17 protein-coding genes and 2 tRNA genes are annotated in these 18,418 nt (G+C 62.4%); 10 read left to right on the forward strand and 9 right to left on the reverse strand.

What is annotated here, in order from left to right:
- The first annotated feature begins 66 nt into the window (after positions 1-66).
- The 6 genes from KFK14_RS13170 to KFK14_RS13195 all read left to right on the forward strand — a co-directional run bounded on the left by KFK14_RS13170 (position 67) and on the right by KFK14_RS13195 (position 4,879).
- Positions 67-1,245, forward strand: a complete 1,179-nt coding sequence (locus tag KFK14_RS13170; protein ID WP_212607991.1) for a glycosyltransferase family 4 protein — start codon at positions 67-69, stop codon at positions 1,243-1,245.
- Positions 1,246-1,285: 40 nt separating this feature from the next.
- A complete protein-coding gene (locus tag KFK14_RS13175; RefSeq protein WP_212607992.1) occupies positions 1,286-2,602 on the forward strand; it encodes a replication-associated recombination protein A in 1,317 nt (438 codons plus the stop codon).
- Between the two features lie 15 nt (positions 2,603-2,617).
- Positions 2,618-3,487, forward strand: a complete 870-nt coding sequence (locus tag KFK14_RS13180; protein WP_212607993.1) for a protein kinase family protein — start codon at positions 2,618-2,620, stop codon at positions 3,485-3,487.
- 18 nt (positions 3,488-3,505) lie between these two features.
- Positions 3,506-3,580, forward strand: a tRNA-Thr gene (locus KFK14_RS13185).
- A 164-nt stretch (positions 3,581-3,744) separates the two neighbouring features.
- Positions 3,745-4,155 (forward strand): hypothetical protein, encoded by a 411-nt coding sequence (locus KFK14_RS13190; RefSeq protein ID WP_212607994.1) that lies wholly within the window; start codon positions 3,745-3,747, stop codon positions 4,153-4,155.
- A gap of 1 nt (position 4,156) precedes the next feature.
- Positions 4,157-4,879 carry a TorF family putative porin gene (locus KFK14_RS13195; RefSeq protein ID WP_212607995.1) on the forward strand — a complete coding sequence of 241 codons (723 nt, stop codon included), beginning with the start codon at positions 4,157-4,159 and terminating at the stop codon, positions 4,877-4,879.
- Between the two features lie 27 nt (positions 4,880-4,906).
- Here the strand turns inward: KFK14_RS13195 and KFK14_RS13200 are convergent, their stop codons facing one another.
- Positions 4,907-6,640, reverse strand: a complete 1,734-nt coding sequence (locus tag KFK14_RS13200) for a DUF885 domain-containing protein (RefSeq protein WP_212607996.1) — start codon at positions 6,638-6,640, stop codon at positions 4,907-4,909.
- A 202-nt stretch (positions 6,641-6,842) separates the two neighbouring features.
- Between KFK14_RS13200 and KFK14_RS13205 the strand changes: the two genes are divergently transcribed.
- Genes KFK14_RS13205 through KFK14_RS13215 form a run of 3 tightly spaced genes read left to right on the forward strand, consistent with a single transcriptional unit; the run spans position 6,843 to position 10,420 of the window.
- The gene (locus tag KFK14_RS13205) at positions 6,843-8,144 is read left to right on the forward strand and encodes an MFS transporter (RefSeq protein ID WP_212607997.1); all 1,302 of its coding nucleotides are present in this window, start codon (positions 6,843-6,845) and stop codon (positions 8,142-8,144) included.
- Positions 8,141-9,058: a cysteine synthase A gene (cysK, locus tag KFK14_RS13210; RefSeq protein WP_212607998.1), complete on the forward strand. Its 918-nt coding sequence runs from the start codon at positions 8,141-8,143 to the stop codon at positions 9,056-9,058. The genes KFK14_RS13205 and cysK overlap by 4 nt, the downstream gene beginning before the upstream one ends.
- 42 nt (positions 9,059-9,100) lie before the next feature.
- Positions 9,101-10,420: a cell wall hydrolase gene (locus tag KFK14_RS13215; protein WP_212607999.1), complete on the forward strand. Its 1,320-nt coding sequence runs from the start codon at positions 9,101-9,103 to the stop codon at positions 10,418-10,420.
- Here KFK14_RS13215 and KFK14_RS13220 read toward each other — a convergent pair.
- Genes KFK14_RS13220 through hisI form a run of 4 tightly spaced genes read right to left on the reverse strand, consistent with a single transcriptional unit; the run spans position 10,383 to position 13,599 of the window.
- Complete coding sequence (locus KFK14_RS13220; protein ID WP_212608000.1) at positions 10,383-12,185, reverse strand: acyl-CoA dehydrogenase C-terminal domain-containing protein; 1,803 nt, start codon at positions 12,183-12,185, stop codon at positions 10,383-10,385. The genes KFK14_RS13215 and KFK14_RS13220 overlap by 38 nt on opposite strands.
- Positions 12,186-12,232: 47 nt before the next feature.
- Positions 12,233-12,652, reverse strand: coding sequence for a MerR family transcriptional regulator (locus KFK14_RS13225; RefSeq protein ID WP_070156608.1), 420 nt, complete (start codon positions 12,650-12,652; stop codon positions 12,233-12,235).
- Between the two features lie 40 nt (positions 12,653-12,692).
- Positions 12,693-13,241, reverse strand: coding sequence for a hypothetical protein (locus tag KFK14_RS13230; protein WP_212608001.1), 549 nt, complete (start codon positions 13,239-13,241; stop codon positions 12,693-12,695).
- Positions 13,228-13,599 carry a phosphoribosyl-AMP cyclohydrolase gene (gene hisI / locus KFK14_RS13235; protein ID WP_212611144.1) on the reverse strand — a complete coding sequence of 124 codons (372 nt, stop codon included), beginning with the start codon at positions 13,597-13,599 and terminating at the stop codon, positions 13,228-13,230. Before hisI ends, KFK14_RS13230 begins: the two co-directional genes overlap by 14 nt.
- Positions 13,600-13,734: 135 nt before the next feature.
- On the opposite strand from hisI, the gene KFK14_RS13240 reads away from it, so the two are divergent.
- Positions 13,735-14,091, forward strand: coding sequence for a putative quinol monooxygenase (locus KFK14_RS13240; protein ID WP_212608002.1), 357 nt, complete (start codon positions 13,735-13,737; stop codon positions 14,089-14,091).
- A gap of 2 nt (positions 14,092-14,093) precedes the next feature.
- Here KFK14_RS13240 and KFK14_RS13245 read toward each other — a convergent pair whose 3' ends face one another.
- From KFK14_RS13245 to lon, 4 genes are all read right to left on the reverse strand, one after another.
- Complete coding sequence (locus KFK14_RS13245; RefSeq protein ID WP_212608003.1) at positions 14,094-15,143, reverse strand: Glu/Leu/Phe/Val family dehydrogenase; 1,050 nt, start codon at positions 15,141-15,143, stop codon at positions 14,094-14,096.
- 88 nt (positions 15,144-15,231) lie between these two features.
- A tRNA-His gene (locus tag KFK14_RS13250) sits at positions 15,232-15,308 on the reverse strand.
- Positions 15,309-15,494: 186 nt separating this feature from the next.
- The gene (locus KFK14_RS13255) at positions 15,495-15,767 is read right to left on the reverse strand and encodes an HU family DNA-binding protein (protein WP_070156612.1); all 273 of its coding nucleotides are present in this window, start codon (positions 15,765-15,767) and stop codon (positions 15,495-15,497) included.
- Positions 15,768-15,931: 164 nt separating this feature from the next.
- Positions 15,932-18,328 carry an endopeptidase La gene (gene lon / locus KFK14_RS13260; protein WP_212608004.1) on the reverse strand — a complete coding sequence of 799 codons (2,397 nt, stop codon included), beginning with the start codon at positions 18,326-18,328 and terminating at the stop codon, positions 15,932-15,934.
- Between the last annotated feature and the right edge of the window lie 90 nt (positions 18,329-18,418).

Consider the following 18,418-nt stretch of genomic DNA (forward strand, 5'->3'; position numbering starts at 1 on the left):
CCGGAACGAACGCATTGGCCCCAAACCGCCCTTGGCGTTTCTTCCGCCCTCGTCTAAGGGGCGTCGATGGATGTCACCGGCCTCCGCATCGCCCTCTTTAGCGGAAACTATAATTATGTGCGCGATGGTGCGAACCAGGCGCTGAACCGGCTTGTCGGCTATCTTCTGCGGCAGGGCGCCCAGGTACGCGTCTATTCTCCAACGACCAGCACGCCCGCCTTTGAACCTGCCGGCGATCTGGTGAGCGCGCCCTCCTTTCCCATGCCTGGGCGGGGCGAATATCAGGTGCCCTATCGCATGTCCGCCCGATTGAGGCGGGACATCACGGCGTTCGCGCCCAATCTCATCCATGTCTCCAGCCCCGACCCTCTGGGTCATCGGGCTGTGTCCTATGCCCGCAAGCGCAACCTGCCGATTGTGGCCTCCGTCCATACCCGCTTCGAAACCTATCCCCGCTATTATGGTCTGGCTTTTCTGGAGCCGCTGATGGTGGCAGCGCTGCGGCGTTTCTACCGGCGATGCGATGCTCTGGTTGCGCCATCCGACTCCATGGCGCAGGTTCTGCGCGATCAGCGCATGAGCTATGACATCGGCATCTGGACGCGGGGCATCGACCGGGAGATTTTCAACCCTGGCCGCCGCGACATGGAATGGCGGCGTAGCCTGGGCATTCCGGATGACCTTCCCGTCATCGGCTTTACCGGCCGCCTGGTGATGGAAAAGGGCCTCGACGTATTTTCCGACGCCATCGATCTTCTTCAGGCGCGTCAAGTCCGCCATCGCGTTCTGGTGATCGGCGATGGTCCGGCGCGGAGCTGGTTCGAAAACCGCCTGCCGGACGCGACATTCCTCGGTTTCCAGCAGGGGCAAGATCTGGGCCGCGCGGTGGCCAGCATGGACATGCTGTTCAATCCGTCGGTCACAGAGACATTCGGCAATGTGACGCTGGAGGCGATGGCCTGCGCCCTGCCCGCCGTAGCCGCGCGCGCCACGGGAAGCGAATGCCTTGTCACCGATGGCGTCACCGGCCGCCTGATCCGCCCTGGCGCGATCAACCAGTTCGCGGACGCCCTCCAGCATTATTGCACCGATGCCGAAAGCCGCCACCGCGCGGGGCTGGAAGGCAAGATGGAAGCTGACCGCTACGGCTGGGATCAGGTCAATCAGGCGCTCGTAGACACCTATCTGCGCATCGTACGGCAGCGGCAACGAGGTGCGATGGCGGCCGCCAGCCCTGTTCCATAAGATGTCATTCTCCCTATATCCTCGATAGACCGGAGTAAGAATGGCTGATCTTTTCAGGGATGAACCTCAGGAGAGTGAAGGAGCGGTGCGAGAGGATGCCCCGCTCGCCGATCGCCTGCGCCCGCGCAATCTGGGCGAGGTTGTCGGGCAGGAACATCTGACGGGGCCGGAAGGCGCGATCGGCCGGATGATCGCGGCGGGACGGCTATCCTCAATCATCTTCTGGGGTCCGCCCGGCACAGGCAAGACGACGATTTCCCGCCTGCTTGCCGATGCGGTAGGCATGCGTTTCGAGCCAATCTCGGCCGTGTTTTCTGGCGTCGCCGATCTCAAGAAAGTTTTCGCCACGGCCCGTGAGCACGCAAAGCTCGGCCGCAAGACCCTCCTGTTCGTGGATGAAATCCACCGCTTCAATCGCGCCCAGCAGGATAGCTTCCTGCCTTTCGTCGAGGACGGCACCGTCACACTGGTCGGCGCAACAACCGAAAATCCCAGCTTCGAACTGAATGCCGCGCTTCTGTCGCGCGCGCAGGTGCTGATCCTCCGCAGGCTCGACAGCGATGCGCTGGAAAAGCTCCTCGACCGCGCGAAAGCGCTGACCGGGCGCCCGCTCCCGCTCAATCCCGCCGCGCGTGAGGCATTGGTTGCCAGCGCGGACGGCGACGGACGCTTTCTGCTCAATCAGGCAGAAACGCTCTATTCGGTGGATATCCCGGAACCGCTCGATCCTGCCGGTCTTTCCGCCCTGCTCCACCGCCGGGTCGCGGTTTATGACAAGGACCGGGAGGGGCATTATAATCTCATCTCCGCCCTGCATAAGGCGTTGCGCGGGTCCGATCCGCAGGCCGCGCTCTATTACCTCGCACGCATGCTGGTGGCTGGCGAACAGCCGCTCTACGTTCTGCGCCGCATCGTCCGTTTCGCCAGCGAGGATATCGGCCTTGCCGACCCACAGGCTCTGATCCAGTGCCTTGCCGCCAAGGACGCCTATGAGTTTCTGGGAAGCCCGGAGGGCGAACTCGCGATTGTGCAGGCATGCCTCTATTGCGCCACCGCGCCTAAATCCAATGCCGCTTACACTGCCCAGAAGGCCGCATGGAAATCCGCCCGCGACACAGGGTCGCTGATGCCGCCGCAAAACATCCTCAACGCGCCGACCAAGCTGATGAAGGAGATCGGCTACGGCAAAGGCTACGCCTACGACCATGATGCTCCAGAGGGGTTTTCCGGCGACAATTACTGGCCGGAGGAGATGCAGCCGCAATCATTCTATCGCCCGGCCGATCGCGGTTTCGAAAAACGCATCGCAGAACGCATCGCCTATTGGAACGATCTGCGGGCGAAGGCGCGGGGCTAATGGCGGCGAAACGCGATGTCGCGCGCAGATAATCGCTTTGCTCGGTTCGTAGCCGTTGATTGGTCGGGCGCGAAGGGATCGAAGCATAAGGGCATAGCGATCGCGACCTGCACGCCTGGCGAAGATGCGCCGATGCTGGTCACGCCACCCATGCCCACATGGTCGCGGCAGGCGGTTTCCGACTGGCTTGTGGCTCAGGCCGCCTGCGAGCCCACCTTGTTCGGTTTCGATTTCAGCTTCGCGCCGCCTTTTGTCGAGCGACAGGGCTATCTTCCCGGTGATGCCGTTCCCCAGACCGCGCAGGAATTCTGGGCCTATACCGACCAGTGTTGCGCCGACGAGGATCTGGGCGCCGCGAGTTTTCTGGAAAGTACGCACCGCCGCCATTTCTATTTTGGCAAGGCCGACGGCATTAAGGCGGACTATATGCACCTGCGCCGGTGCGAGGCCCACTACAACGCCGGTGGCGGAGGGAAACCCTCTACCGTCTACGACGCCATCGGCGCGGCGCAGGTCGCCAAAGCCAGCTTTTCCGGGATGCGCCTGCTCCACCAGGTGCGCCCTCATGTACCGGTATGGCCATTCGACCCATTATCCGGCGCAGGCTCTCTGATCGTTGAGATCTACACCAGCATCGCCGCCCGCGCCGCTGGCCGTCCAAAGGGCCGCACCAAGGTTCGGGACCCGGCGTTGTTGGACATGGCGCTCGCCGCCCTTGGCAGTGCGCCACACCAGCCGATGTCGCGATATGACGACCATAGCACCGATGCGATCATCACAGCGGCATGGATGCGCACAGCATCAGACGACGCCCGGCATTGGTCGCCACCGCCGCTCACCCGTGAAATAGCGGCAACCGAGGGCTGGACGTTCGGCGTCCTCTGATAGTAAGGGGGCGTCCGCGCCGGCTTAGCACAGTGGTAGTGCAGCGGTTTTGTAAACCGAAGGTCGGGGGTTCAAATCCCTCAGCCGGCACCAGCTTTCCCCGCCACGCCCTTGCACCACAAACGATGAAAGGCGATGCCTGAAGCATCGGGCGGATCGAATTTTGTCATGCCTCAGCAAAGGGCGGGAAATAGTGAGGACGTAAATCCGGCAGTGATGATCGGCAACATAGCCCGGCATCAAAGCAGGAGAAAGTCATGAGCTTCAGTCTTATCGCACTGGCCGCCGCGGCCGCGACTCATACCGTCCAGATCGAACATCGCGGCATGCAGATGGACGCCATCTACAGCGCGCGGACACAAATACAGACCCGCACCGTTGGCGCGGCAACGCCCAACCGGATGGATGGGCAGCGATGCCGCTGGACCGCGACTCTGGTGGTCGATCGCAAGCTCACCCACGGCCCGGCGCTGGCGCGCATATTGCCCAGCGACCACAAATTGTCGGGCAGCCAGCCTGGCGCCTGCACACGCGATCGCTCCGCTATCGAACGCGAGGTAGCGCGCCGTGATGATGCCGTGCGCGATCATCTGCTGGCTGTCGCGGCCAGAGATCGGGCGCCGCTGCTTGCGGAGCTGGATGCGATCCGCAACCTGGCGTCGAACTAGAATGCACCGGTGGGCGGCGGCGATCCTGTGCGGCATAGTATCGGCTGGGGCGTCCGCCGCCCACGCCCAATCCTTTGACGGGCCATCCTTCTACCTGGAGGCGGCAAGCGACGAGCGGCGGCGCGGATTGAGCTGGAGCGAAGGCGATCCGATTGTCCGGGGCGGCCTGTCATTGCCGGTAACCCACGACCTGACGCTGGATACGAACATATCGACCCTGTCCGATGGCAAACGCCATGGCGACGCTGCAGTAGTCGTCGATCTCAGAGCCGCCTATGCGCGGCAGATCGGCGCATGGCGTCTGGCGGCGGAGGGAAGTTATCATGCCTTTCCCGGCGCATCGGGTCAGGGCTATGGCGAATTGGGCTTAACGGGCGGCATCTTGCTTGGCCCCGCCAGTCTCGATCTTCTCGCCCAGTACGCACCCCGGCAGGCAGCGATTGGGGGAGATAATCTCTATCTTGGCGCGAAGCTTGGCGTCGGCATTCCCGGAACGCCACTTACCCTATCCGGCCATGCCGGCCATTCGTCCGGCGATACCCGGAACGCCATCCGCACGGCCCGCTTGCGGCCGGACGGAAGCTATTGGGATCATGGCGTTGCGCTCAATTACCATAAGGGCCTCTGGACCGCAGGGCTGGGCTACGCGAATAGCAGCATCGACAGCGCGGCTGACCGGCATGCGGGCGCAACCATCATCGGGCGGTTCGGCATCTCTTTTTAAGGCTCGCCGGACCAGCGCGTCTGCGGATCAGAATACCGCTTTTGCGTCACCGCCCATCATCTGCGCGCGCACAAGCGGAATGGGCGGGCCGCCATAGCTCAGGAAGCCATCATGGAAGGCTTTCCAGGCCGTGCGGCCGCCCTTGTCCTTGGTCCAGTCCTCGCGGAGCTTGCGGATCAACAGCTTGGCCATCGTATAGTTGAGATAAGCCGGGTCATAGGTACCCCGCGCCGCCTGCTGCCGCGCGTTGCCTTCATCCTGATAGCATTGCTCGACGAACATCTTGCGGGACTGTTCCTGGGTCATGCCCCGCGCATGCATGCCGATGGCCGACAGATAGCGGCAGTCTCGCAGCAGAGCGTTGGAAAGCTGGCCGATATGCGTTTCAGGATCGCCATTGCCCAGACCGGCGTCCCACATCATCTCCTCCGCATAATGCGCCCAGCCTTCTGCAAAAGCGTAGCCCACGAAAATCTTGCCAAAGGTGAATTTCGACCTGTTGCTGTGCAGGAAATTCAGGAAATGCCCAGGCCAAACCTCATGGACAGAGGTAAATAGCAGGTCCTTCTCACCCGGCACATATCCGTCCTGCACCGCCTTGCTCCACGCCGGATCGGGCGGCGAGATATAATAGACGGAAGGCAGCCCCTTCTCATAGGGGCCGGGTATATCGATATAGGCGCTGTTCTGCCGGTTATAGGGCGGCGATTCCTCGACCTGCGCCTCTTCCGTGCCGGGGATCGACACGATGTCCTTCTCGGCGATGAAAGCCTTCAGGCCGGGCAGTTGCTTGCGCGCTGCAGCGACCACGCCTCCTTCCGGCTTGCGCGCATTCATCTTCGCCATACAAGCGGGAATATCCGCACCCGGCGCGAATGTGGCGCATGCCGCTTTCAGGGCATCCTGATTCCGCTTCAGATCGGCCTGTCCCACCTTCTCCAATTCATCGAGCGGCGTATCGACCATCTCCGTCGCGCTCAGCATGCGGGAAAAGCGATCAGCCCCAAGCGCAAAATCCTGAGTTTGCGTTTTCCTGCCGTTCTCCAGCCAGATGGCCAGTTCGCGCATGGACTTCGACGCGGCGCCAGCAGCCTCGTCAAATTCCTTCTGCAGCGCCTCATCCTTCACAGAAGCAAAGGCGGCCTTTGCGTCGCCGGTATAATAGTCCGCCAGCCCCTTGAACCCTGCCGTGCCGAAATCAATGAAACTGGCGGGCATCGGCATTTTCAGGTTCGCCCGGATGTTGACCGCCGCGCCCGGCACCGTCTTGGCGAAGGCGATGAAAGCCTTCATCCGCGTCGCCGGATCGGCATAGGGCCTGGCGATGTAGACGTTCGGATCAAGCCCGCTCTCGATATAGAAGGACGGGTTGCGGTGCGGCTTGTCGGCATCCTCCAGCCAGAACAGCCTGCCCTTGACCACGGAGATCAGATATTCTCGTTCGAACGCCTGTTCCTTGGACAGCTTGCCAGTGTCGAACCCTTCCGCCTTATTTAGCGCGCCCTTCAGGAAATCTATCTGCGCTTTCAGACCCGCTTCGCTCCAGTCCGGCAGTTGTCCGTCAAAATCATGCCGCCCCTGATAGACCGCGAAATAAGGGTCATGCTTGAAATAGCCTTCGATGAATTCCTTGCTGAAACCATCCCATTGGGGGTCGACGACCGCGCCATCCGTCACTGTCACCGCCTGGTTGGACGGTCCTTCCGAACAAGCCGTGAGAGGAACGGCAGCAAGAAGCAGACTCAACAGGACATGACGCATCGGTGCGGCTCTCCTTCAAAAGCGCGATATTCCCGTGATTCGGGTGTATTAACTAACCATGCCACAAATAGCCCCGCGCGAAACACCCCCACCCGGCAGATGGCGCAGCTTTCCGGCGCGCAAGAAAAGCTGAGACGGATGCGGGCTTTGGCGGAAAAGCACCGCTTGCGAGGGGGGTACGGGTAAGACTAAGGACGTGGCGATGTCTTCCCCGCATACGCCCCATCCCCTGACCTTTCCCAATTTCCGCGCCTATATCGTCGCGCGGCTGGCGGCGGTTATCGCGCAGAACGGGATGATGATCGTCATCGCCTGGCAGGCATATAATATCGCCCGCCAGACGATGGGCACGCACGCCGCGGCCGCCCAATTGGGCCTGATCGGTCTGGCGCAGTTTCTGCCGCTGTTCCTGCTGACGCCAGTGACCGGATGGGCGGCCGACCATTTTGACCGCCGGATGATCGTGCGCAGCACGCTTTGCCTCATGATAACCGGCGTAGGCCTGCTCGCATTCGCGACCTATGAAGGCTGGATCACGCTGCCCCTGATCTTCGCCATGGCGGTGCTGGTCGGCATCGTCCGCGCATTCAACGGCCCGGCGTTCAGCGCCCTCGCGCCAAACCTGATCCCCAAGGAAGTGCTGCCCAACGCCATAGCGATCTCCAGCGTCGCATGGCAGGGCGGCGCGATCGTCGGTCCCGCCATTGGCGGATATATGTATGCGATCGAGCCTTGGGCGGCGTACGCGTGTAGCGCATCGTTGCTCTGCCTCGCGCTTCTGGCCATGCTGCTTGTCGGACGCGTGCCGCAATCGCCACGCGACACCAGCCGCCGCCCGATAGCCCAGATGATCGATGGACTTGCTTATGTCCGCCAGAACCGGCTGGTGCTCGCAGCGATCACGCTCGATCTGTTTGCCGTGCTGCTGGCCGGGGCTACGGCTTTGCTGCCGGTCTATGCGCGCGACATTCTGCATGTCGGTTCGCGCGGATTGGGCCATCTGGCCTCCGCGCCGGCAATCGGAGCTGCGGTAACGGCGCTCTGGTTCTCCTTCCGGCCGCTGAAAAATGAAGTCGGCCTGAAAATGCTGGCTTCCGTGGTCGTGTTCGGCCTCGCCACGATCACCTTCGGCGCGACGGCCTTCATCGCCGCGCCCTACGCCATGCCCGTCGCTCTTGCCGCCATGGTGGCATGGGGGTCGGCGGACATGTTCTCCGTCTATGTCCGCACATCGCTGATCCAGCTTCATACGCCGGACCAGATGCGCGGCCGGGTGGGCAGCCTTTCGCAACTGACCATTTCCGCGTCCAATGAACTGGGCGAAGCGGAATCGGGCTTTCTGGCCGCGCTGATCGGGCCGGTAGCCGCCGTCATTGCAGGCGGCGTGGGAGCCATTATCATTACACTTGTATGGGCGCGGCTTTTCCCGGAGCTTCGCCTTGCCCGAACCTTCGACCCACCCGACAAAAGGGAGGCGGACTACAGCCAGGAGAAAGTCACATGAAGGCGTCCAACATATTGGAAACCATCGGCAAGACCCCGCATATCCGCATCAATCGCTTGTTCGGCGACGCGCAGGTGTGGATCAAATCGGAACGCACGAATCCCGGCGGCTCCATCAAGGACCGCATCGCCCTAGCCATGATCGAGGCGGCCGAAGCATCCGGCGCGCTGAAACCCGGCGGCACGATCGTTGAACCGACATCGGGCAACACCGGCATCGGTCTTGCTATGGTGGCGGCGGTCAAGGGATATAAGCTGATCCTCGTCATGCCCGAAAGCATGTCGCTAGAACGGCGGCGTCTCATGCTCGCCTATGGTGCATCCTTCGACCTGACGCCGAAGGAAAAGGGCATGAAGGGCGCGATCGAGCGCGCGCTGGAGCTGATTGCGCAGACGCCCGATAGCTGGATGCCGCAGCAGTTCGAAAATCCCGCGAATATTGATGTGCATGTGCGCACGACGGCACAGGAAATCCTGGCCGACTTCGCCGATGCGCCACTCGATGCGCTGATCACCGGTGTCGGCACCGGCGGTCATATCACCGGTACGGCGGAAGTGTTGAAGAAAGCCTGGCCGAACCTGAAGGTATTCGCGGTCGAGCCAACCTTGTCGCCGGTCATCAGCGGCGGACAGCCCGGCCCGCACCCCATACAGGGGATCGGCGCGGGCTTCATCCCCGCCAATCTGCATACCCAGCTTCTGGATGGCGTGATCCAGGTCGATCCGGCGGTCGCCAAGGATTATGCCCGGCGGTCCGCCAGCGAGGAAGGCATGCTCGTCGGCATTTCCTCCGGTGCCACGCTGGCGGCCATCGCCCAGAAGCTGCCGGAGCTTGGCGCGGATGCGCGGGTGCTTGGGTTCAATTACGACACCGGCGAACGCTATCTGTCCGTGCCGGACTTCCTGCCCGAATAGCTTGCCTTTACAGCCCATCCGTCGCATCGCGGCGCGCAATCGATGACGGAGGATGGGCTGAAAGTGGACGTGACCGAGACGGCGGGGCAGCCCGGCGTTGCTGCGCTGCTGCTCTGGCTGGCTATCCTGGCGGGCGTGCCGATGGCGGTCGCATGGCATGACGGCCCGGCTGTGCGTGCGCCCGCAGCCCGCGCATATGCTTTCCGGCCGCGCACGCCACCTCCCGCAGTCGAGCCGATGGAACTGGTCGCGCTGGACAGGGATCAGGCGCGGGCATTCAACGCCGCCATCCCCTTCTCCACCCTGCCCAATCCTGCTGCGCGTCCGTTCAGGTTCGCCGGACTTGCCCCTGCCCTTGCGCGCGCTACCGACTGTCTGGCGGCGGCGATGCTCTATGAGGCGGGCGACGATCCAGTTGGGGAACGGGCAGTCGGGCAGGTCGTGCTCAATCGCCTGCGTCATCCGGCCTTCCCAAAAACGGTTTGCGGCGTGGTGTTCCAGGGGTCCGAGCGCACCACCGGCTGTCAGTTCACTTTCACATGCGATGGCGCATTAGCGCGCATGCCGTCCCCCGGCGGCTGGGATCGCGCCCGCGCTCTGGCGAAGAAGGCGCTTTCCGGCGCTGTCTATGGCAAGGTGGGATATTCCACCCATTATCATACCGACTGGGTGGTCCCCTATTGGAGCGGCACGCTCGACAAGGTCGCCGCTGTCGAAACCCATCTGTTCTTCCGCTGGATTGGATGGTGGGGCACGCCACCGGCCTTCCGCCGTTCGGTAAGCGGGGACGAGCCGGTCATCGCCCTGCTTTCGCGCATCTCACCCGCTCATGCCACCGATGGTGAAGCAGCGCTGGGCGTGCCGGCATCAGCGGCAGCGGGGGCATTGGCGGCCGCGCCCCTGCGCTCCTTCGGCCCTGAACAAATCGGCAAGCCGTTCGGCGGAGCGCGCCTGGTCGCCGTGGATCAAGCATCCGCCGGTTTCATCGTCCTGGTGGACCGTAAGATGCCGCCGGACGATTTCCCGAAACTGGCCGACACCTTCTGCGGCGGGCGCATCCAGTGCCGGATTCTGGCATGGATGGAACCGGCAAAGGCGGCCGACAAATTCCCTGTCGATCCCGCCCTGCTGCCATCAATGGCGTTCAGCTATATCCACGATGCCGGAACCGGACTTCAGCGCGCATTGTGGAATTGCGGAGACTTTCCACGCGCAGCGCCCATCGAATGCATGCGGGACAGGGAACCGGTCCCCGCCGCCACGCCTGTCATTGTTCCACCCGCGCCAGCGAAGGCTCCACCCAAAAAGGTGGAGCATGTCGTCATCAGGCCGCCAGAAACATCTCCGGCTCCAGCGCCATAAGCGCTTCGGCGCCGCCCTCTATCTTCCGCCGCAGCGCCCCTGCATCGGGCATGATCCGCTCGGCAAAGAAGCGCGCCGTGATTAACTTGGCTTCGAGGAATTTCGCGTCACCCTCGCCTGCGTCCAGCAGTGCGGCGGCGGCGGTCGCCATGCGCAGCCACATCAGGCCGGTCGCGACGATGCCCATGATGTGCATATAGCTGTGCGCGCCCGCTCCCGCATTGTCGGGATTGGCCATGGCGTTCTGCATCAGCCACATGGTGGCGGCCTGCAATTGACCATTGGCCTTTTCCAGCGCCTCGGCAATGCCCGCAGTTTTGGGGTTGGCCTTGCCCGCAGCCACTTCGGCAGCGATGATCTTGAACAGGGCCTGGATCGCGCGTCCGCCATTGGCGGGCAGCTTCCGGCCGATGAGGTCCATCGCCTGAATGCCGTTTGTGCCCTCATATATCTGGGCGATGCGGGCGTCGCGCACATATTGCTCGACGCCATTCTCAACAATATAGCCATGGCCGCCATAGACCTGCTGACAGGCCACTGTGACATCAAACCCCTTGTCGGTGGTGTAGCCCTTGATGACGGGCGTGAGCAGCGAAACCAGATCGTCTGCGGCCTGCCGCTCCTCCTCCGTCTGGGCCTTCTCGCTAAGGTCCACCTGCAGGGCGCCCCACAGGCATAGCGCGCGCAATCCTTCGGTCAGCGCCTTGGCTTCCATCAGCATCCGGCGGACGTCAGGATGAACGAAAAGCGTGTCGGCCTTTTCCTGCGGCTCCTTGGGACCGGTCAGCGCCCGGCCCTGACGCCGTTCATGCGCATATTGGGCCGCATTTTGGTAAGCGATCTCGCCCTGCGCCAGCCCCTGCAGGCCGACGCCAAGCCGCGCGGCGTTCATCATGATGAACATTGCCGCCAGGCCCTTATTCTCCTCACCGACCAGCCAGCCGGTGGCGCCATCATAATTCATGACGCATGTCGCGTTCCCGTGCAGGCCCATCTTGTGCTCCAGCGAACCGCAGGACACCGCGTTACGCTCACCCAGCGATCCATCATCGCCCACCATGATCTTGGGCACTACGAACAGTGATATGCCTTTGCTGCTCTCCGGCGCGCCCGGCGTCTTGGCCAGAACGAGGTGGATGATATTCTCGGTCAGATCCTGCTCCCCCGACGAGATGAAGATCTTCGTGCCGGTGATGGAATAGCTGCCATCGGCGTTGGGGACCGCCTTTGTCTTGATAAGGCCCAGATCCGTACCGCAATGGGGTTCGGTCAGGTTCATAGTGCCGGTCCATTTGCCCAGCACCATGTTCGGCACATATTTGGCCTTCAGCTCGTCGCTGCCTTTCGCCAGCAAGGCGGAAATCGCCCCATTGGTCAGGCCGTTATACAGTTCGAACGACTGGTTGGCGGACAGCACAAACTCACCGAACGCCGTGGAGATCACAGCAGGCAGCCCCTGCCCGCCATATTCCTCCGGCCCGTGCAGGGTCGTCCAGCCGCCCTCGACGAACTGGGCATAGGCTTCCTTGAAGCCCGGCGGCGTGGTTACAGAGCCGTCGGCATTACGTACGCAGCCAACCTCATCGCCAATCTGGTTCAGGGGGAACAGAACCTCGGCCGCGAACTTGCCGCCTTCTTCCAGCACCGCATCCACCACATCGGAGGACAGGTTCGCAAATCCCGGTAGGTTGGCATATCTGTCCAAGCCGACGATATGGTCGAGGACAAAGCGGACGTCCCGCACCGGGGCCTTGTAGCTGGGCATCTCTATTCTCCGATTATGGTGATTTTTTAGCGGGGCTTCCGGCGAATCTAATGCCCGCCGCTGCCTTCAACCATGGCGACGAAGGACGACAGTTCGTGGATTGCCGCCTCGATATCTTCCTTCTGGCGCTCAAGAAGCGCGATCCTTGCCGTGCATTTGTCGACAGTCACGCGGCGTTGCGCCTCCCGCCCGTCGTCAAGATCATAAAGGTCGATCATCTCACGGATATCGGACAGGCTGAAGCCGACCCGCTTGCCCCGTAATATCCAGGCAAGGCGCGCCCGGTCTCTACGGGAATATATCCGGGACAGGCCCTGCCGCTCAGGAGCGATAAGCCCCTCATCCTCGTAGAAACGAAGCGCGCGGGCAGTGACGCCGAACTCAGCGGACAGATCCGAAATCGAATAGCTGTCCCGCTCATTAAGGTCGGGCATCTCGATGCCCGCGATCTGGACCATCTTGTTCATGACAATAAATTAGTTGACGTTTACGTTCACGTCAAGTGGTTCATCCACCCTCGCACAGCGGTTCGCCATTGCTATCCGGCAACGATCGCGCCGCGCTGGCGTCGGACAGCAGGCGCGGAAAGGCCACGCCTTCCAGCGATCCGCGACCGCTGCAAAATTCCGCGCATTTCATGTCGACAACACCGGGCATCGCGATCCGGTCACCATCATATTGGGCGACGATCAGGCATTGCGAACCGCCAGTGAAACGCAGGATCAGCTTGTCGCCCACCTGCCGCGCCGCGCCCTCGCCACGGCAATACTGCTCAGTGCCGAAGATCGCCTCCAGCCCAAAATGGTATCGCTTCCCGTCTCCATGCGTGATGCACAGCGAATCCCGCCCGGCTTCATGCCGCCGCTGATAGAGGCCCGGCACCGCCGTTTTTCCGGCATCGGCGATAACGCCAGCCTCCAGCGCGGCTTGCTCCAGAGCCGATCGTTCGCCAGATTGCCGACCTGTCGAGGCCGCGGAACTCCGTCCCTCCGGCAAAGGCGAAGGATCATGACAGGCGGCAAGCAGAAGAAGGAGCGCGAAACTAGATCGCAGCATCGACCCCTTCCAGGCCGTTGGGCGTCACCCGCCGGAAGAAGCAGCTCCGCTGTCCGGTATGGCAGGCTGGACCGGGCGCGTTCGCAATCACCCACACCGCGTCCTGGTCGCAATCGATGCGCACGTCCACGACCTGCAGCATGTTGCCGGAGGTCTCCCCCTTCTTCCAGAGCGCCTGCCGGCTGCGCGACCAGAAATGCGCGAAACCGCTCTCCACGGTCAGCGCCAGCGCCTGCGCGTTCATATGCGCAAGCATCAGGACCTGGCCATTGGCCGCGTCAGTCACCACGGCGGTTATCAATCCGTCGCGGTCATATTTGGGGTTCAGGGTAAGACCGGTATCGCGCATGTCATTCATTGCGCCGGTATAGAACGCCGCCCGGCCGATGCCAAAGCCCAAAAACCGGCAATCTCCTCTTCTGGACTGGCGCAAGCGGCAGGTGACGCGCCGTTATTTACAGCCGATCAGACCGCATCATCCTGGGAGTGCGTCATGCGGATATTGATTGCCGGCCATTTGACATTTGACGGGCAGGATTGCGCTGCGATCATCCGGGAAAGCCGGAATTTTATCGAAGCCAGCCGGGCGGAAAAGGGATGCATCGCCTATAACTGGTCGGTCGACCCGCTGATCCCCTCAACGATCCATGTATTTGAGGAATGGGAAAGTGAGACCGCCCTCGGCGCGCATTTCCGGGACCCATCCTACCTGTCCATGCGCGCGCATCTCGAAAGCTTCGCCCTGACCGGTTTCGACGTCTCGCTTTACAGCGCCAACGGCAAGGAAGCGGTCTATACCGAAGAGGGACAGCCGCGCAGCGCGATATTCGGCGTCCCGATCGGAAAATAGCCTCAACCGCGGCCGATCAGCTTCTGCGCCATGCTGTCCGCCACATCGGCGGCAGGCCGGTCGCTGGCGCGGCTTTCCGCCCATATCGTCCGCAGCCGGCCGGGAATCTGTTCGATCCGTCCGTTGACCTCATCCCGGTCGCCCTGCCCCAAATATTCGAGCGCCACATTGATGATGCCGCCCGCATTGATCACATAATCCGGAGCGTAGAGAATCCCGCGCCCATGCAAGCGCGCCGCGTCCGCCCTGGTCGCAAGCTGATTATTGGCGCCGCCCGCTACGATAGAGGCTTTGAGCAGGGGGATGCTATATTCGTTGAGGATCGCGCCAAGGGCGTTGGGACTGAACAGGTCGGCCTCCACCCCGATGATCGCATCGGCGGACACAGCGACCGCGCCAAGCTCATCCGCCAGCGCCTGCGCCCGTTCCGCATTCACATCGGCCAGCGTCAGCCGCGCCCCGTCCTTCGCCAGATAACGCGCCAGTCCGCCGCCTACGCTGCCCACGCCCTGAATGGCGACATGCACGCCCGCAACGCCATCCTTACCGGTGGCTTCGGCGATCGCTGCCTTGACGCCCAGATAGACGCCATAGGCGGTCAAAGGCCCCGGATCGCCGCCAGCCGCGCCTTCGCCCACCGGCAAGCCGGAGACATGGCGGGTGCTGCGCGCGATCGCGATCATGTCCGCTTCGGAAATGCCGACATCCTCGGCCGTCACATAGCGTCCGCCAAGGGAGTCGATCGCCTTGCCGAACGCCTCCAACATGGCCGGAGTCTTGGACCGGTCCGCATCCGCCAGGATGACGCCCTTCGCCCCGCCCATCGGCAGGCCCGCCATTGCATTTTTGTAGCTCATGCCGCGCGAGAGCCGCAGCGCATCAGTGATCGCGTCCGCCCGGTCGGCATAGTGCCAGAAACGCACCCCGCCCGCGCCCGGCCCAAGCGCGGTCGAATGCACGGCGATGATCGCGGTCAGCCCGCTCACGCGATCCCGGAAAAGGTGAACGCCCTCATGATCGTCAAAATCCGGCAAGTCCCAGGGAGCGGTCATTCAATCCTCGTAACTTAATTACAGGAGATCGCAATAATATGCCAACCGGCAAAAAGCCAGACGCTGAATAGCGTTAAATCGGGGAAGATGGGGCGATCGACGGGATCCGAACCCGCGACCTCCGGTACCACAAACCGGCGCTCTAACCAACTGAGCTACGATCGCCACGGGACCCGCAGGGTCCAGGAGAAGGCGGCTCATAGGGCGCGCGCCGCCCCAGCGTCAAGCATCGATTTGGCCTTTGCCGCAGCCTTGAATCAAAAAGACCGGGCTTTCGCCCGGCCTTTCCGAATCCTTGATGCGCAGCGCGCAAATCCCTTTCAGGCCCCTCTCCGGACCAGAATATGGATATTAGTTGACGGCGTCCTTCAGACCCTTGCCCGCCTTGAACTTCGGCTGGGTCGACGCCTTGATGGTCATCGTCTCGCCGGTGCGGGGGTTACGGCCGGTCGAAGCCTTGCGCTTCGAAACGGAAAAGGTGCCGAAACCGACCAGGCGGACTTCGTCACCCTTCTTCAGGGCAGCGGTGATCGAATCAAAAACGCCTTCGACCGCCTTGCTCGCATCGCTCTTGCTGAGCCCGCTACCATCGGCGACCGCGCTGATGAGATCCTGCTTGTTCATGCCTTGGGAACCCCCTTAGTTTCTCTGGTTAATGGGTGTGGTGAATTAGGAATCGGCTTAAGGCGCGACAATAAGGCTCAGGAAAATTCCAGAGTCAAAGGGAAAGCGACGAAAACCGTTCACCGACCCAAAATGCCCTGTTTTTCTGGTCTTTGACGGGCCGGTCAGTGCCGAATCGCCGCTTCCGACTCGCCGCCATGCGCCATTGGCGGCTGCGCAGCGAGGTCATCCTCCTCGGTCCAGCTTATCGCTTCGAGGGGCGAAGCCAGGGCCTTCGCCAGCACCTGATCGACATGGGAAACGGGAATGATCTCCAGCCCGTCGCGAATATTCGCCGGGATCTCGACCAGGTCCTTTTCATTGTCGGCAGGGATCAGCACCGTTTTGATGCCGCCGCGCAGCGCCGCAAGCAGCTTCTCCTTCAGGCCCCCGATCGGCAGCACCCGGCCGCGCAGCGTGACTTCGCCGGTCATCGCCACATCCTTGCGCACGGGGACGCCGGTCAGCGTGCTGACGATGGACGTCACCATGCCGATGCCCGCAGACGGACCATCCTTGGGCACCGCGCCTTCGGGCAGGTGGATGTGGATGTCCTTGCGGTTGAAGATGCTGGGCTTGATGCCATAGCCCGGCGAGCGCGCCTTCACATAGGAGAAGGCGGCCTGAATCGACTCGCTCATCACATCGCCCAGCTTGCCGGTCGACCTGATCATGCCCTTGCCGGGAACGGTCACCGCCTCGATGGTCAGCAGTTCGCCGCCAACCTCGGTCCAGGCAAGGCCGGTCACTGCCCCGATCTGATTTTCCTCCTCGCCGACGCCATGGCGGAATTTCCGCACGCCGGCATAATCGGCCAGATTTTCCGGCGTGATCGTGATCTGGGTGAATTCGCCCTCGACGATCTTGCGCAGAGCCTTGCGGGCCAGCCGGGCAACCTCGCGCTCCAGCGTACGGACGCCGGCTTCGCGGGTATAATAGCGGATCAGGTCGCGAACAGCCTCCTCGGTGACGATGAACTCGTCCTCCTTCAGACCATGCGCCTCGACCTGCTTGGCGATCAGGTGCCGCTGCGCGATCTCGACCTTCTCATCCTCGGTATAGCCCTCCAGCCGGATGATCTCCATGCGGTCCAGCAGAGGCTGAGGCAGGTTCAGGCTGTTGGCGGTCGTGACGAACATCACGTCGGACAGGTCGACGTCAATCTCAAGATAATGGTCCTGGAACTTCGCATTCTGTTCGGGATCGAGAACTTCGAGCAGGGCGGAGGCCGGATCGCCCCGGAAATCCTGGCCCAGCTTGTCGATCTCGTCGAGCAGGAACAGCGGGTTCATCGCGCCAGCCTTTTTCAGGTTGGTGACGATCTTGCCCGGCAGCGAGCCGATATAGGTCCGCCGATGGCCACGGATCTCCGCCTCGTCGCGCACGCCGCCCAGCGACTGGCGCACGAACTCGCGGCCCGTCGCCTTGGCGATGGAACGGCCAAGCGAGGTCTTGCCGACGCCCGGAGGGCCGACGAGGCACAGGATCGGACCCTTCAGCTTGTTGGTGCGCGCCTGAACGGCGAGATATTCGACGATGCGGTCCTTGACCTTCTCCAGCGCGAAATGATCCGCGTCCAGGATTTCCTGCGCCTTCTTGAGGTCAGTCTTGACCTTGCTTTTCTTGCCCCAGGGCAGGCCGAGCAACACGTCCAGATAGTTACGCACCACGGTCGCCTCAGCGGACATGGGCTGCATGGTCTTGAGCTTCTTCAGCTCGGCATTCGCCTTGGTCTTGGCTTCCTTGCTGAGCTTCAGCTTGTTGATCTTCGACTGCAGCTCGGCAAGTTCGTCGGCCTCCTCGGCCTCGCCATTGCCCAATTCGCGCTGAATCGCCTTCAACTGCTCGTTGAGATAATATTCGCGCTGCGTCTTTTCCATCTGGCGCTTCACGCGGCCGCGGATCTTCTTCTCGACCTGCAGCACGCCCAGTTCGCCCTCCATGAAGGCGAAGGCCATCTCCAGCCGCTTCATGGGGTCAGCCTCGACCAGCAGTGCCTGCTTGTCGGACACCTTCAGGTTGATGTTGGCAGCCACCGCATCGGACAGCTTGCCCGCATCCTCGATCTCGCGGAGCTGCACCGGCGTCTCGGCCGGCAGCTTCTTGTTGAGCTTCGCGTAATTTTCGAACTGCTCGGCGACCGACCGCATCAGGGCGGAGGCTTCCGGTCCCTCGGCGACAACATCCTCCAGCACCTCGACCTCGGCGCGCAGATAGCCCTCGTCCGGGATCAGCTCCTTGAGTAGAGCGCGCTGCTTGCCCTCGACCAGCACCCGCACGGTGCCGTCGGGCAGCTTCAGCAGTTGCAGGACCGTTGCGACAACGCCGGTGTCATAGAGCGAGTCGCGGTCGGGATCATCCTCGGCCGGGTCCAACTGGGACACCAGGAAGATGTCCTTGTTAGCTTCCATCGCCTTTTCCAGCGCAACGACGCTCTTGTCGCGGCCGACGAACAGGGGGACGATCATCTGCGGGAAAACCACGATGTCGCGCAGCGGAAGCAGAGGATAGGTAGTGGTCATGCAGTCTCCGTTGGCCGGTCCGTTCCGATGAACCGCCAGCCTTTGATGCAGCTATATGGGCGCACGGCCCCCGGCAATCAATCATGCACC

It is taken from the genome of Sphingobium phenoxybenzoativorans, from assembly GCF_018286635.1.
Classification (GTDB): Bacteria; Pseudomonadota; Alphaproteobacteria; order Sphingomonadales; family Sphingomonadaceae; genus Sphingobium; species Sphingobium phenoxybenzoativorans.

Coding starts and splice junctions, on each gene's coding strand:
- KFK14_RS13195 (WP_212607995.1), top strand. CDS start 4,157: ATGCACCGGTGGGCGGCGGCGATCCTGTGCGGCATAGTATCGGCTGGG.
- cysK (WP_212607998.1), top strand. CDS start 8,141: ATGAAGGCGTCCAACATATTGGAAACCATCGGCAAGACCCCGCATATC.
- KFK14_RS13240 (WP_212608002.1), top strand. CDS start 13,735: ATGCGGATATTGATTGCCGGCCATTTGACATTTGACGGGCAGGATTGC.
- hisI (WP_212611144.1), bottom strand. CDS start 13,599: ATGAATGACATGCGCGATACCGGTCTTACCCTGAACCCCAAATATGAC.
- KFK14_RS13255 (WP_070156612.1), bottom strand. CDS start 15,767: ATGAACAAGCAGGATCTCATCAGCGCGGTCGCCGATGGTAGCGGGCTC.
- lon (WP_212608004.1), bottom strand. CDS start 18,328: ATGACCACTACCTATCCTCTGCTTCCGCTGCGCGACATCGTGGTTTTC.
- KFK14_RS13180 (WP_212607993.1), top strand. CDS start 2,618: ATGTCGCGCGCAGATAATCGCTTTGCTCGGTTCGTAGCCGTTGATTGG.
- KFK14_RS13225 (WP_070156608.1), bottom strand. CDS start 12,652: ATGAACAAGATGGTCCAGATCGCGGGCATCGAGATGCCCGACCTTAAT.
- KFK14_RS13205 (WP_212607997.1), top strand. CDS start 6,843: ATGTCTTCCCCGCATACGCCCCATCCCCTGACCTTTCCCAATTTCCGC.
- KFK14_RS13230 (WP_212608001.1), bottom strand. CDS start 13,241: ATGCTGCGATCTAGTTTCGCGCTCCTTCTTCTGCTTGCCGCCTGTCAT.
- KFK14_RS13175 (WP_212607992.1), top strand. CDS start 1,286: ATGGCTGATCTTTTCAGGGATGAACCTCAGGAGAGTGAAGGAGCGGTG.
- KFK14_RS13245 (WP_212608003.1), bottom strand. CDS start 15,143: ATGACCGCTCCCTGGGACTTGCCGGATTTTGACGATCATGAGGGCGTT.
- KFK14_RS13220 (WP_212608000.1), bottom strand. CDS start 12,185: ATGCCCAGCTACAAGGCCCCGGTGCGGGACGTCCGCTTTGTCCTCGAC.
- KFK14_RS13170 (WP_212607991.1), top strand. CDS start 67: ATGGATGTCACCGGCCTCCGCATCGCCCTCTTTAGCGGAAACTATAAT.
- KFK14_RS13200 (WP_212607996.1), bottom strand. CDS start 6,640: ATGCGTCATGTCCTGTTGAGTCTGCTTCTTGCTGCCGTTCCTCTCACG.
- KFK14_RS13190 (WP_212607994.1), top strand. CDS start 3,745: ATGAGCTTCAGTCTTATCGCACTGGCCGCCGCGGCCGCGACTCATACC.
- KFK14_RS13215 (WP_212607999.1), top strand. CDS start 9,101: ATGACGGAGGATGGGCTGAAAGTGGACGTGACCGAGACGGCGGGGCAG.